13 protein-coding genes are annotated in these 12,696 nt (G+C 58.0%); 8 read left to right on the top strand and 5 right to left on the bottom strand.

The features are described from left to right. The 3 genes from ACIP1X_RS25530 to ACIP1X_RS25520 all read left to right on the top strand — a co-directional run. Window positions 1–226, top strand: a 226-nt coding sequence (locus ACIP1X_RS25530) for a hypothetical protein (RefSeq protein ID WP_400755656.1), incomplete at its 5' end; no start/stop codon positions are given. Next, window positions 223–663 (top strand): heme-binding protein, encoded by a 441-nt coding sequence (locus ACIP1X_RS25525; protein ID WP_053118462.1) that lies wholly within the window; start codon window positions 223–225, stop codon window positions 661–663. The genes ACIP1X_RS25530 and ACIP1X_RS25525, both read left to right, overlap by 4 nt. Before the next feature lie 212 nt (window positions 664–875). Then, window positions 876–1,334: an REP-associated tyrosine transposase gene (locus ACIP1X_RS25520; RefSeq protein ID WP_400755655.1), complete on the top strand. Its 459-nt coding sequence runs from the start codon at window positions 876–878 to the stop codon at window positions 1,332–1,334. A gap of 112 nt (window positions 1,335–1,446) precedes the next feature. Here the strand turns inward: ACIP1X_RS25520 and ACIP1X_RS25515 are convergent, their stop codons facing one another. Then, window positions 1,447–2,055, bottom strand: a complete 609-nt coding sequence (locus ACIP1X_RS25515; RefSeq protein ID WP_008083515.1) for a TetR/AcrR family transcriptional regulator — start codon at window positions 2,053–2,055, stop codon at window positions 1,447–1,449. 135 nt (window positions 2,056–2,190) lie between these two features. Between ACIP1X_RS25515 and ACIP1X_RS25510 the strand changes: the two genes are divergently transcribed. Next, complete coding sequence (locus tag ACIP1X_RS25510) at window positions 2,191–3,105, top strand: DUF808 domain-containing protein (protein WP_053118471.1); 915 nt, start codon at window positions 2,191–2,193, stop codon at window positions 3,103–3,105. 136 nt (window positions 3,106–3,241) lie between these two features. Here ACIP1X_RS25510 and ACIP1X_RS25505 read toward each other — a convergent pair whose 3' ends face one another. After that, window positions 3,242–4,030 (bottom strand): VacJ family lipoprotein, encoded by a 789-nt coding sequence (locus ACIP1X_RS25505; protein WP_400755654.1) that lies wholly within the window; start codon window positions 4,028–4,030, stop codon window positions 3,242–3,244. Then, window positions 4,023–5,321, bottom strand: coding sequence for a serine/threonine protein kinase (locus tag ACIP1X_RS25500; RefSeq protein ID WP_053118475.1), 1,299 nt, complete (start codon window positions 5,319–5,321; stop codon window positions 4,023–4,025). Before ACIP1X_RS25500 ends, ACIP1X_RS25505 begins: the two co-directional genes overlap by 8 nt. A 224-nt stretch (window positions 5,322–5,545) precedes the next feature. Between ACIP1X_RS25500 and ACIP1X_RS25495 the strand changes: the two genes are divergently transcribed. Beyond that, complete coding sequence (locus ACIP1X_RS25495; RefSeq protein WP_400755653.1) at window positions 5,546–5,917, top strand: hypothetical protein; 372 nt, start codon at window positions 5,546–5,548, stop codon at window positions 5,915–5,917. Window positions 5,918–6,011: 94 nt separating this feature from the next. Here ACIP1X_RS25495 and ACIP1X_RS25490 read toward each other — a convergent pair whose 3' ends face one another. Beyond that, window positions 6,012–7,607: a glycosyl hydrolase family 17 protein gene (locus tag ACIP1X_RS25490; protein WP_400755652.1), complete on the bottom strand. Its 1,596-nt coding sequence runs from the start codon at window positions 7,605–7,607 to the stop codon at window positions 6,012–6,014. A gap of 286 nt (window positions 7,608–7,893) precedes the next feature. Between ACIP1X_RS25490 and ACIP1X_RS25485 the strand changes: the two genes are divergently transcribed. The 3 genes from ACIP1X_RS25485 (at window position 7,894) to ACIP1X_RS25475 (ending at window position 10,956) form a co-directional block, all read left to right on the top strand. Then, window positions 7,894–8,745 carry a glycine betaine ABC transporter substrate-binding protein gene (locus tag ACIP1X_RS25485; RefSeq protein WP_053118481.1) on the top strand — a complete coding sequence of 284 codons (852 nt, stop codon included), beginning with the start codon at window positions 7,894–7,896 and terminating at the stop codon, window positions 8,743–8,745. 244 nt (window positions 8,746–8,989) lie between these two features. Continuing rightward, window positions 8,990–9,301 carry a DUF485 domain-containing protein gene (locus tag ACIP1X_RS25480; RefSeq protein WP_016987516.1) on the top strand — a complete coding sequence of 104 codons (312 nt, stop codon included), beginning with the start codon at window positions 8,990–8,992 and terminating at the stop codon, window positions 9,299–9,301. Continuing rightward, window positions 9,298–10,956, top strand: coding sequence for a cation acetate symporter (locus ACIP1X_RS25475; protein ID WP_400755651.1), 1,659 nt, complete (start codon window positions 9,298–9,300; stop codon window positions 10,954–10,956). Before ACIP1X_RS25480 ends, ACIP1X_RS25475 begins: the two co-directional genes overlap by 4 nt. 1,034 nt (window positions 10,957–11,990) lie before the next feature. Here ACIP1X_RS25475 and ACIP1X_RS25470 read toward each other — a convergent pair. Continuing rightward, a partial coding sequence (locus ACIP1X_RS25470) for a citrate/2-methylcitrate synthase (RefSeq protein WP_400755650.1) occupies window positions 11,991–12,696 on the bottom strand: 706 nt, incomplete at its 5' end.

Raw genomic sequence — 12,696 nt, 5'->3', positions numbered from 1 at the left:
CGCAGAGTGTATTCACGGCGGACGGCGCAGGTCAATCCATTTTCTCAAGCGCCTGTTTCATTCGTCGGAAGCCTTTATGACTGTGGCTTTTCGTCGCATGTGGCGCTTTTCGAGAATTATTGTATACAAAAAAATAATTCATTGTGTTCTATTTGTTGCATCGGACTGCGGCACAAAACCGCAGGCCCACGACTTTCCCTATAACAAAATGAGGACGGCACCATGAGCGCTTTAACCTTGAAAGTCGCAGTCAAACTGGTCAACGAGGCCATCAACGCAGGGCGCGGCATCAACGCCGCCCCCCTGACCATCGCAGTACTCGACACCGGCGGCCACCTGGTGACCCTGCAACGCGAAGACGGCGCCAGCCTTCTGCGCCCACAAATCGCCATCGGCAAAGCCTGGGGCGCCATCGCCCTCGGCAAAGGCTCGCGCCTGCTCGCCCTCGACGCCCAACAACGCCCGGCCTTTATTGCTGCGCTGAACAGCATGGGTCAGGGCAGCGTCGTGCCAGCACCGGGCGGTGTGTTGATTCGTGATCAGGCGGGGAATGTGCTGGGAGCGATCGGGATCAGCGGCGATCTGTCGGATATTGATGAGCAAGTGGCGATTAAAGCGGTGGAGGCGCTGGAGTTGCGGGCGGATGCGGGGGTGGCTGCTTGATTGTTAGCGTCTGATTAATCGCTTTCGCGAGCAGGCTCGCTCCCACATTGGATTTGTGGTTCGACACAAAATGTCTGAATACCCCGACCCCCCTGTGGGAGCGAGCCTGCTCGCGAATACGATCTCAAAAACACATCTTGCTAAAAACCGGCACCTGCTCCGACATTCACAGAACTAGCCTTTTCATAAACCGCATATGAAAAGGCAAAGGAATGCTGGATCTATCTGCTTCACATCGCTTGCGAGTCGGCCGCTACTCCGAACACAACCGCATCTACCTGCTGACTACCAATACGGCGGGGAGACGCCCTATTTTCAACGACTTTGCGCTTGGCCGATTGGTCGTGAACCAGTTCCGGGTCGCAGAGGGAAAGGGATTTGCAAACACGCTGGCATGGGTTGTCATGCCGGATCATTTTCACTGGCTGATCGAATTGAAGAGTGGTTCGCTTGGTGAGTTGATGCAGCGAACCAAATCCCTCAGTACCAAAGCCGTGAATCTCTCAACGGGTAGAGACACCAGTATTTGGCAATCAGGCTTTCATGATCGTGCATTGCGCAGAGAAGAAGATCTGGTGAAGTTGGCTCGGTATATCGTGGCCAACCCGTTGCGGGCAGGTCTGGTCGAGAAAATTGGCGACTATCCCCTGTGGGATGCGATTTGGGTTTGAGCATTGTTCTGTGTTGCCGCCGTTCGCGAGCAGGCTCGCTCCCACAGGGGATTTTTGAACGCCACAGATCCAATGTGGGAGCGAGCCTGCTCGCGAAGCAGTCAACGCGGTCTTACTGATCCGGCTCACACCCCTTCAGCACCAACCGGATAATCGTCTGCGCCGCCGCCTCGTAATCCGCCTCGTCCAGCTTGTCCTTGCCGGTCACCGCAGAAATCTGCCAGTCGAAGTCGGCGTAAGTCTGGGTCGCGGCCCAGATGCTGAACATCAGGTGATTAGGGTCGATCGGGGCGATCTGGCCGCGGTCGATCCAGCTCTGGATGCAGTCGATGTTGTGCTTGGCTTGGCCGTTGAGTTGCTCGACCAGGTCGGCGCTCAGGTGTGGGGCGCCGTGCATTATTTCGCTGGCGAACACTTTCGAGGCGAACGGCAGATCGCGGGAGATGCGGATCTTCGAGCGGATGTAGCCGCTCAGCACTTCGCTCGGTACGCCGTCCGGATTGAACGGGGTCGAGGCCTGCAAAATCGGCACGATGATGCTTTCCAGTACCTCGCGGTAAAGGTTTTCCTTGGACTTGAAGTAGTAGTAGACGTTGGGCTTGGGCAATCCCGCCTTGGCGGCGATGTCGCTGGTTTTGGTCGCAGCGAAGCCCTTGTCGGCAAACTCCTCACTGGCGGCACGCAGGATCAGTTCTTTGTTGCGCTCGCGGATTGTGCTCATAAACCCGGTGGTTCCTTGCCTGTTCTGGCGGTTGCGCATGGTAGCACCGGCCTCGCGCAGCGCTCAAGAATGCACCGCGTGGTCTATGGTCGCGTTATGCTTCGCAACATTCATACATAAAAGGAAACAGGATTCATGGCAGGAAGCAGTTTGCTGGTGCTGATCGATGACATCGCCACCGTTCTGGACGACGTTGCCTTGATGACCAAAATGGCCGCCAAGAAGACCGCGGGCGTGCTCGGCGATGATCTGGCGCTGAATGCCCAGCAAGTCTCCGGTGTGCGTGCCGAGCGCGAGATTCCCGTGGTCTGGGCGGTGGCGAAGGGTTCGTTCGTCAACAAATTGATCCTGGTGCCGTCGGCGCTGGCGATCAGTGCGTTCGTGCCGTGGCTGGTGACGCCACTGTTGATGGTCGGCGGTGCTTACCTGTGCTTCGAGGGTTTCGAAAAACTTGCGCATAAATTTCTGCACAGCAAGGCTGAAGACGACACCGAGCATGCGCAACTGAAGGAAGCAGTGGCTGATCCTGCGACCGATCTGGTTGCCTACGAGAAGGACAAGATCAAGGGTGCGATCCGCACGGATTTCATCCTCTCGGCAGAAATCATCGCGATCACCCTCGGCACCGTGGCGGATGCGTCGCTGACTCAGCAAGTGGTCGTGATGTCGGGCATCGCCATTGTCATGACTGTTGGCGTTTACGGGTTGGTGGCGGGCATCGTCAAACTCGACGACCTCGGTTTGTGGCTGACGCAGAAGCCTGGGCAGGCAGCCAAGAAAATCGGCAGCGGCATTCTGAGCGCGGCACCGTACATGATGAAAACCTTGTCGGTGGTCGGTACGGCGGCGATGTTTTTGGTCGGCGGCGGCATCCTTACTCACGGCGTGCCGGTGGTGCATCACTGGATTGAAGGTGTGGGCGCGGCGGCCGGTGGGGCCGGGTTTGCGGTGCCGATGTTGCTGAATGGCGTGGCGGGGATTATTGCCGGGGCAGTGGTGCTGGCGGTGGTTTCCGTCGTCGGCAAGATCTGGAAATCTGTTAAAGGCTGAAAGATCGCAGCCTTCGGCAGCTCCTACAGGGTGTACGCGATGCCCATGTAGGAGCTGCCGCAGGCTGCGATCCTTTGATCTAAAAAAAGGGCCATTCGACTCGCATCGAATGGCCCTTTTTTGTACCCGCCGAAAACTATTCGGCGATCTGCAGCTTGCGTGCTTCGGTGTACACGTAACGCACTTTCTCGTACTCGAACGGCGAGTTCATCTGGCCGTAACGGAAGCTGGTCTGGTAGCGCTTGTCGACCGTGCGCAGGGCCCAGACTTCCGGGTGGTCGGAGCTGACTTCCGAAACGTTGAGGAAGTTGATCGCCGATTCGGCGGTGTAGTCCACGGCGAGGCCGGCGGTGTCGCGGATGTTCGACGGGCCGAGGATTGGCAGCACGAAGTAGGCACCGCCCGGTACGCCGTAGAAACCGAGGGTCTGACCGAAGTCTTCGCTCTGGCGCGGCAGACCCATCGCGGTTGCCGGATCCCACAGGCCGCCGATGCCGATCGTGGTGTTGAACAGCAGGCGCGCGGTGGTTTCCATCGAACGCTGGCCCTTGAACTGCAGCAAGCTGTTGATCAGGTTCGGCACGTCACCCAGGTTGTTGAAGAAGTTGCTCACGCCGGTGCGCACGAAGCTCGGCGTCACGTAGCGATAACCGTCGACCACCGGCAGGAACACCCATTCGTCGAAGCGGTAGTTGAAGTGGTAAACGCGGCGGTTCCACGATTCCAGCGGGTCGTAGACGTTCAGCGCGTTGAGCGTCGAACGCTCGAATTCGCGCTGATCCAGACCCGGGTTGAATTTCAGTTTCGACAGCGGCTCCTTGAAGCCGTCACTGTCGACCACCACCGGTGCATTGGCTTTGCTGTTGTCGGCCTGAGCCACGCCTGCACAGAGTAACGCTGTCGCCAGCAGGAGATATTTAGCCACGGAAGAACTCCAGCATGGCGTCGCTGTTGACGCGGTAGTTAATGTTGCCGCAATGGCCGCCCAATGGATAAACGGTCAGGCGGTCGCCGAAGGTCTTGCGCAGGAAACCGAGGTCGCCCGGGCCGAGGATCACGTCGTCGGCGTTGTGCATCACGGCGATTTTCGGGCTGTCATGCAGGTAATCCTTAAGCGCATACAGGCTGGCCTGATCGACCAGTTGCAGCAGGCTGCCGCCGTCAGTGCGCGCGCGCCACATCGGAATCACTTGATCGGTCAGATAGCATTCGAAGTCGCACTGCAGCGCACGTTTGAGGTACGGCGTGAGGCTGGTGCCTTCGGTGATCTCGGTTTTCGGCGGGGTGATCAGACCACGACGATTGATCAAGTCCGAGGTGAACGCGATGTCGGCTGCCGAGAAGCGGAACGAGGTGCCGATCAACATCGCCATCTGCTCGTTGGTCAAATGCTGCTTGGACTGCTGGAAGTCATAGAGCAGTGCATCGTTGAGGTCGATGTAGCCTTTCTGCTGGAAGTAGCGGGTCAACTTGTTCAGCACCAGTTCATAGAACGTGGTGCTGTTGTTGATGCCTTTCACTTCGGTCTGTACCAGCTTGTCGAGGTTGCTGATCGAGGTGTAGAGGTTGACCGGCGGGTTGAGCAGCAGGACTTTCTTGAAGTTGAAGCTGCGGCGGGTTTCGTCCAGATGCGCGACGAAGGCTGCGTCCAGCGCACCGAGGCTGTAACCGGTGAGGTAATACTCGGTCACCGGCAATTTCGGATTCTGCGCCCGCACGGCCTGCATGACCCGGTACATGTCTTCAGCATCGTCCTTGGTAATGCCGGGGGTGGCAAAACGTGAAGCGGCGCTGATGAAGTCGAAACTGGTCGGCGACGACAACTGCACGACGTGGTAGCCGGCCTTGTAGTAGAGCTTTTTCAGGTATTCGTTGAGCGTGCTGTCATAGCGCGCGCCGGTGCCGGCGATCAGGAAGATCAGCGGGGCCGGTTTGTCCTGGGTGGCGATGCGGTAGGTGAGCTTTTTCACCGCCCAGAAGTTGTCCGGCAGAATGAATTCGCGCTCCGGGCGCAACGTCAGGCTGCGATCGGACTGATCGATGTCGTCATCCAGCGGCAGCTCCGGACGCAAATCCGGCGGGGTGGTGGCGATAGTCGCCTCAAACGGGTTGGTGAGGGGGTAGCCATAGCTGGCGGGGTCGATATCCACCGCCAGTGCGGACGCACTCAAAATAAGGCCGCTGAACAGCGCGGCGAAGCGCAAGGAACGGAGCATGACTAGATCCCTTAGAGGAAGGTGCCGAATGAAGTTCGCAGGCTATGACCACCGGGTTTGCGCCAAAGTGCCATGCAGCGGCACCAAACAGGCAGAATTCGGAGTAATAGTAGCTGGACGATACACTTTGCACGCCCTTGATGAACAGTTAACAGTTGTTATCGCTTGCGAAGTATTGAAGGCAGATTAAGCTGGCCGCCGATTTCCGAAGATTGGAGTGCTTCATGTCCCGCCGCTTGCCCTGGATTTTGCTGCTTGTTTTGTTGCCGCTGTGGCTGGCCGCCAGCTATGGCGCGCGTTATGGCTTTATGGAAGACGGCAAATGGGTGGGCATCTGTGTGGATGAGGCCAGCCGTTGGGAATGCCAGGTGCGCTCGAACCTTGGTTTGATGATTCATTTCAAGGTGCTGGGCTGGACGGCACTGGGTGCGGCGCTGATCGGTTTTGTCGTGCCCGGGCGGGCAGGGTGGTGGCTGGCGGTGTTGGCGCTGGTGGCCGGATTGCCGGCGCTGGCGTTGTACAACACGACGCTGGCGGTGTTTGCGGCGGTGATTGCCGGGTTGCGTTTGGTCCGGGAGTCTCGTAGCGCTAGATAGTCAGTCTTCGCGAGCAAGCCCGCTCCCACAGGAGAATGCATTCCAGATGTGGGAGCGGGCTTGCTCGCGAAGAGGCCGTCAGCCTCGCTACAGATCAGCCCTTGCGAACCCGCAGGCAGCGCCAAAGAGCCGCTACCATCAACCCGCTCACCAACGCCCAGCCCCACGCCTGCTGATTCTGCAAACCTTCCACATACAACTGCGGCGCAATCCCCGCGCCGACGATAAACGCCAGCAAGGCAATCTCCCGACGCGGCACGCTCACCGGGCGGCTCAGGTAAACCAGCGCCGGCAGCACAAACGCCATGCTCGCAAAGCTGCGATAACGCGCGTCGAAGACCATCTCCAGCATCATCACCGCTGCGGCAAACCCTGCCGCCGCGACCAGCCAGCCCGCGCGACGCTCCAGCAGGTTGAACGCCCGTTCACGCCATCCCGTCCGCGCACTCAGCGTCAGCGCCGCATGCGCCAGCACCAACAAATTCAGCGCCGTCAGCAAACCAACCCACAGCCATTCACTGGTAAACCGCGTGGTCACGCGCGCCAGATCGCCCCATGCGCCAATCGAACACGCGGCGAGGGCGCCCAGCAGTGGCAACACCAGTGCAGCGCGCGTGCTTCGAACACTCCCGCCCAGCAGCAAAGTGCCGAGGAAAATCAAACCACCGACCGCCAGCCATTCTTTCCAGTACGGCACATTGGTCACCGGCCCGGCGAGAATTCCTTTGTCCTGACGATCCGCATCAAACAGACCCCAATACCCGCCGACAGCGCCTTCACTGCCACGTTTCCACGGCTGGTCAAACGCTTCGATCAGGTTGTAATGCCAGCCTTCTTTTTCGGCCATCGCGACAAAACCACGAATGAATTTGGCCTCGTTGACCCGGCTCGGCAGGGCGGTCTCGCGCTGACGGCCTTCGCTCGGCCAGCCGGTTTCGCCAATCATCACGTCTTTCGGTGCGAACTTGTTGCCGAACACGCGGCGCACATCCGCCACGTGTTGCAGGGCGGCATCGATGTTCGACGGATCATCTTCCCAGTACGGCAGCAAGTGAATGGTCAGGAAATCCACCGCCGGCGCGACTTCCGGGTGCTTGAGCCAGAACTCCCAAACATCGGCGTACGTAACCGGTTGCTTGACCTGGCTTTTGACCTTGTTGATCAGTCGGGCCAGTTGCGCGCCGGTGACTTCTTTGCGCAGCAGCGCTTCGTTGCCGACGATCACCGCGCTGACCACGTCCGGGTTGGCGTTGGCCGATTTGATCAGCAGGTCGACTTCCTTTTCAGTGTCGACCGGGTTGCTGTTGACCCACGCGCCGATCATCAATTTCAGACCGTGTTTGCGCGCCAGATCCGGCAACGCTTCCAGACCTGTCATCGAGTAGGTGCGAATGCATTCAAAACGTGTCGCCAGCAGCGCGAGGTCAGCGTCCATACGCTCCGGGCGCAGTTTGAACGGCACGTCGAACGGCGACTGATCCTTATCAAACGGCGTATAGGACGCGCATTGCAACTTGTGCGTTGGCGTCGCGGCGTCCGGCAGAAACACCGGTTGGCCGAGGCCATACCAGAAGCCACCGAGCGCAAACAGCCCAAGCAGGCAGGCGAATAAATAAGCAGGGAAGGGGAAGCGGGACGTCGCGGACATGGTCGGGCCGAGTGGCTGCAAAGCGACGCATGTTACCTGCATTTATAGAGGGGTTGGTGGCCCGCACGATTTTGACATGCAAAGTTCGGGCGGATTGTCTGGCGCCAATTATTCGAAGGCAGTTAATGGCCTTCTGATGTCGTTTCTTATTGTCTTGAGGTCGCTGACAGAGCAGGTCGCGAGGGGCGTGAGGTTGATGATCAAAGCATCAGCACTCCACTGATGTTCCAGCGAGTTTGCGGTCGGGCGTGATGGGGGCGCTGTGCACCATAACAATACGTTGACGCCGCCCGTCATCCGTCGGGCGCAGCATTTCGGGGAAGTAACGATGAAGATGCGACGACTTTTAGGCGCAAGTGCTGCTCTGGTGCTTGCGATGAGCTCCACTTTCGCCAGTGCAGAAAAGCAGACCCTGAACATCGGTTACGTTGACGGCTGGTCCGACAGCGTGGCGACCACCCACGTAGCCGCCGAAGTGATCAAACAGAAACTCGGCTACGACGTGAAACTGCAAGCCGTCGCCACCGGGATCATGTGGCAGGGCGTTGCCACCGGCAAACTCGACGCCATGCTCTCGGCCTGGCTGCCAGTAACGCACGGCGAATACTGGACGAAAAACAAGGATCTGGTCGTCGATTACGGCCCGAACTTCAAGGATGCAAAAATCGGCCTGATCGTGCCGGAGTACGTCAAAGCCAAATCGATCGAAGACCTGAAAACCGACGACACCTTCAAAAACCGCATCGTCGGCATCGACGCCGGTTCGGGCGTGATGCTCAAGACCGATCAAGCGATCAAGGATTACGGCCTCGACAAATACAGCCTTAAAGCCAGTTCCGGCGCCGGCATGATTGCCGAGCTGACCCGTGCCGAGAAGAAAAACGAGTCCATCGCCGTCACCGGTTGGGTGCCGCACTGGATGTTCGCCAAGTGGAAACTGCGCTTCCTCGACGACCCGAAAGGCGTGTACGGCGCGGCTGAAACCGTGAACAGCATCGGCAGCAAAGGGCTGGAAGCCAAGGCACCGGAAGTGGCCAAGTTCCTGAAGAACTTCCAGTGGGCTTCGAAAGACGAAATCGGCGAAGTGATGCTGGCGATTCAAGACGGCGCCAAGCCTGAAGCCGCAGCGAAAGATTGGGTGGCCAAACACCCGGATCGCGTGGCTGACTGGACTAAATAACCGCCACACCGCCGTACCCCACTGTGGGAGCGAGCCTGCTCGCGAATGCGATCTGTCAGTTGATACATATTTCGACTGAACCGACGCTTTCGCGAGCAGGCTCGCTCCCACAGTTGTTTTGTGCTGTACCGGATATTGGCAAAAGTGTCATGGCGTTCTACTACTAAGGTCGTCTGTTCCCGCTCCCGCAGCCGCATACATTAGCTATGTTCCAACAATAATTTGTGCTGCGAGGATAAAAACAATGAACGACAGCATTTACCTCTCGATTCAAAACAGTCCCCGATTCAAGGAGCTGGTACAGAAAAGGGAACGATTCGCCTGGATTCTCTCGGCAATCATGCTAGGGCTTTACTCCGCATTCATCCTTCTGATTGCTTACGGGCCGCATATTCTGGGCGCGAAGATCAGTCCTGAATCATCCATTACCTGGGGTATCCCGATCGGTGTCGGCCTGATTCTGTCTGCCTTCATCTTGACCGGTATCTACGTGCGCCGCGCCAATGGCGAGTTTGACGACCTGAACAATGCGATTCTCAAGGAGGCTCAGCAATGATCCGGCGTCTACTGGCTTTATTAAGTGTTGCAGCATTTGCACCGGGTGCCTGGGCGGCGGATGCGCTGACGGGTGAAGTGGCCAAACAGCCGCTGAATATTCCTGCGATCCTGATGTTCGTGGCGTTCGTCGGTGCCACGCTGTACATCACCTACTGGGCCTCGAAGAAAAACAATTCGGCCGCCGACTACTATGCGGCGGGTGGCAAGATCACCGGTTTCCAGAACGGTCTGGCGATTGCCGGTGACTACATGTCGGCGGCGTCCTTCCTGGGAATTTCCGCGCTGGTGTTCACCTCCGGCTACGACGGCCTGATCTACTCGATCGGCTTCCTCATCGGCTGGCCGATCATTCTGTTCCTGATCGCCGAGCGTCTGCGTAACCTGGGTAAATACACCTTTGCCGACGTGGCATCCTACCGCCTCGGGCAAACCCAGATTCGCACCCTGTCTGCCTGCGGTTCGCTGGTGGTGGTGGCGTTCTACCTGATCGCGCAAATGGTCGGTGCCGGTAAGCTGATCCAGCTGTTGTTCGGCCTCGATTACCACGTTGCGGTGATTCTGGTCGGCGTGCTGATGTGCATGTACGTGCTGTTTGGCGGCATGCTGGCGACCACTTGGGTACAGATCATCAAGGCTGTGTTGCTGCTGTCCGGTGCCTCCTTCATGGCGCTGATGGTCATGAAGCACGTTGGCTTCGACTTCAACACGCTGTTCTCCGAGGCGATCAAGGTTCACGCCAAAGGCGAAGCGATCATGAGCCCGGGCGGTCTGGTCAAGGATCCGATTTCGGCCTTCTCGCTGGGTCTGGCGCTGATGTTCGGTACCGCTGGCCTGCCACACATTCTGATGCGCTTCTTCACCGTGAGTGACGCAAAAGAAGCACGTAAGAGCGTGTTGTACGCGACTGGCTTTATCGGCTACTTCTACATCCTGACCTTCATCATCGGCTTCGGCGCGATCCTGCTGGTCAGCACCAACCCGGCCTTCAAAGATGCTGCTGGCGCACTGTTGGGCGGCAACAACATGGCGGCGGTGCACTTGGCCAACGCGGTCGGCGGCAGCATCTTCCTCGGCTTTATCTCGGCGGTAGCGTTTGCGACCATTCTGGCGGTTGTGGCGGGTCTGACCCTGGCCGGTGCTTCGGCGGTGTCTCACGACCTGTACGCTAGCGTGATCAAGAAGGGCAAGGCGAACGAGAAGGACGAGATTCGTGTGTCGAAGATCACCACCATTGCTTTGGCGGTGTTGGCGATTGGCTTGGGTATTTTGTTCGAAAGCCAGAACATTGCGTTCATGGTGGGTCTGGCGTTCTCGATCGCGGCGAGCTGTAACTTCCCGGTGCTGTTGCTTTCGATGTACTGGAAGAAGCTGACCACACGCGGTGCGATGATTGGCGGCTGGTTGGGGTTGATCAGTGCTGTTGGCCTGATGATCCTTGGCCCGACCATCTGGGTGCAGATTCTGCATCATGAGAAGGCGATCTTCCCTTACGAGTACCCGGCGCTGTTTTCGATGATCATTGCCTTTGTGGGTATTTGGTTCTTCTCGATTACGGATAAGTCGGCGGCGGCGGACAAAGAACGTGCGCTGTTCTTCCCGCAGTTTGTGCGTTCGCAGACTGGGTTGGGGGCGAGTGGGGCGGTTTCTCACTGATGGTTTGATGGTTTGGTAATGTTGTGCTGAATGCCCCGGTTGAGAGATCGGGGCATTTTTTGTGGGCGGTTATCGGACTTTGGTGTTTTTTTTTTGATTAGGTGAATATCCGTTGCTGCGGTAACGGCGGCTTAGGGTTTCGCCCTGACGGCGACTCACTTTTTTTCAAACGCCAAAAAAAGTAAGCAAAAAACGCTTGCTCCTACGTGCGGCCCGCTCGCTGGGGCTCGGGGTTCCTTCGCTGCGGGATCGATCCGGGCGCAGCGCCTACGGTTTGCTTCGCTGCACCTCCTCTCGCTGTGTTTGGCTGCGCCAAACGGTCGCTGCGCTCCCACCCCCGGATCAATCCCTCCACTCAGCCTTCCGACGTCGCCCGTGGGTCAAGATCAAGAGCAGGCGAGCTGACACTCGGCCTATTGAGTGGTGTGGAGCACGGGGCGCTTGGCTTTGGTTTTTGTGGTGTTTTTGCCCCTCACCCCAGCCCTCTCCCGAGGGAGAGGGAGCCGATGGTGGGCTTTTCAAAATATGCATTCGACTCGGTATCCCAAGCCGGTGTACCTCTCCCAAACACCTCGGTCAGTCCCCTCTTCCTCTGGGAGAGGGTTAGGGTGAGGGGCAGTTGATTTTGATCTGGCTCTGTTTTTTGATCTTTTGCCCCATCGGCAGGCCGAGCGGAGGTGTTCATCAGGGGGTAGGCGCGCAGCGCCGTTCGACGAAGTCGAACACATCGAGAGGAGGTGCAGCGAAGCAAACCGTAGGCGATGCCCCCGGATGGACACCGTAGCGAGGGAACTCTGAGCCTCAGCGAAGTGCCGTACGCCAGGGGCAAAGCCTTTTGGTTCCTTTTTGGCGTTTGAAAAAGGGACTCGCTGTAAGAGCGAAACCGCCAGCGGCAGCACCCGCAAAAACGGATATACACCCAACCCTCAAATCCAGTCGGCCCACAGGCCGCTGAGACCAAACAAACAAAAACGGCCCCTATATAAATAGAGGCCGTTCCCGGTACAACTTAAGACGTTATCGCAAGACAGGTCTTATTTACGATCTTCCAGCTTCGAAATATCACGCGACTCGTAGCCAGTGTACAACTGGCGCGGACGGCCAATCTTGTACGGGCTCGAAAGCATCTCTTTCCAGTGCGAAATCCAGCCAACAGTACGTGCCAGCGCGAAAATCACCGTAAACATGCTGGTGGGAATGCCGATCGCCTTGAGGATAATCCCCGAGTAGAAATCGACGTTCGGGTACAGCGAGCGCTCGATGAAGTACGGGTCAGTCAACGCAATCTCTTCCAGGCGCATGGCCAGTTCGAGTTGCGGATCATTATTAATGCCCAGTTCCTTCAACACTTCGTCGCAGGTCTGCTTCATTACAGTCGCGCGAGGGTCGCGGTTCTTGTAAACGCGGTGACCGAAGCCCATCAGCTTGAACGGATCGTTCTTGTCCTTGGCCTTGGCGATGAACTTGTCAATGTTCGACACATCGCCAATCTCATCCAGCATGGTCAGAACGGCTTCGTTCGCACCACCGTGAGCAGGGCCCCACAGTGCGGCGATACCGGCGGCGATACAGGCGAACGGGTTGGCACCCGAAGAACCTGCCAGACGTACGGTGGAAGTCGATGCGTTCTGCTCGTGGTCGGCATGGAGGATGAAGATCCGGTCCATGGCCTTGGCGAGCACCGGGCTGATCGGTTTGATCTCGCACGGGGTGTTGAACATCATGTGCAGGAAGTTTTCC

The sequence above is a fragment of the Pseudomonas sp. NPDC088885 genome, assembly GCF_044750025.1.
In the GTDB taxonomy this organism is placed as follows: domain Bacteria; phylum Pseudomonadota; class Gammaproteobacteria; order Pseudomonadales; family Pseudomonadaceae; genus Aquipseudomonas; species Aquipseudomonas rustica.
Note: the sequence above shows the minus strand (reverse complement) of the source record. Positions and strands in the feature narration are given on the sequence as shown.

Bases quoted from the DNA above. Each gene is read 5' to 3' on its own strand.
- ACIP1X_RS25525 (WP_053118462.1), top strand. From the start codon at position 223: ATGAGCGCTTTAACCTTGAAAGTCGCAGTCAAACTGGTCAACGAGGCC.
- ACIP1X_RS25520 (WP_400755655.1), top strand. From the start codon at position 876: ATGCTGGATCTATCTGCTTCACATCGCTTGCGAGTCGGCCGCTACTCC.
- ACIP1X_RS25515 (WP_008083515.1), bottom strand. From the start codon at position 2,055: ATGAGCACAATCCGCGAGCGCAACAAAGAACTGATCCTGCGTGCCGCC.
- ACIP1X_RS25510 (WP_053118471.1), top strand. From the start codon at position 2,191: ATGGCAGGAAGCAGTTTGCTGGTGCTGATCGATGACATCGCCACCGTT.
- ACIP1X_RS25500 (WP_053118475.1), bottom strand. From the start codon at position 5,321: ATGCTCCGTTCCTTGCGCTTCGCCGCGCTGTTCAGCGGCCTTATTTTG.
- ACIP1X_RS25495 (WP_400755653.1), top strand. From the start codon at position 5,546: ATGTCCCGCCGCTTGCCCTGGATTTTGCTGCTTGTTTTGTTGCCGCTG.
- ACIP1X_RS25490 (WP_400755652.1), bottom strand. From the start codon at position 7,607: ATGCAGGTAACATGCGTCGCTTTGCAGCCACTCGGCCCGACCATGTCC.
- ACIP1X_RS25485 (WP_053118481.1), top strand. From the start codon at position 7,894: ATGAAGATGCGACGACTTTTAGGCGCAAGTGCTGCTCTGGTGCTTGCG.
- ACIP1X_RS25480 (WP_016987516.1), top strand. From the start codon at position 8,990: ATGAACGACAGCATTTACCTCTCGATTCAAAACAGTCCCCGATTCAAG.
- ACIP1X_RS25475 (WP_400755651.1), top strand. From the start codon at position 9,298: ATGATCCGGCGTCTACTGGCTTTATTAAGTGTTGCAGCATTTGCACCG.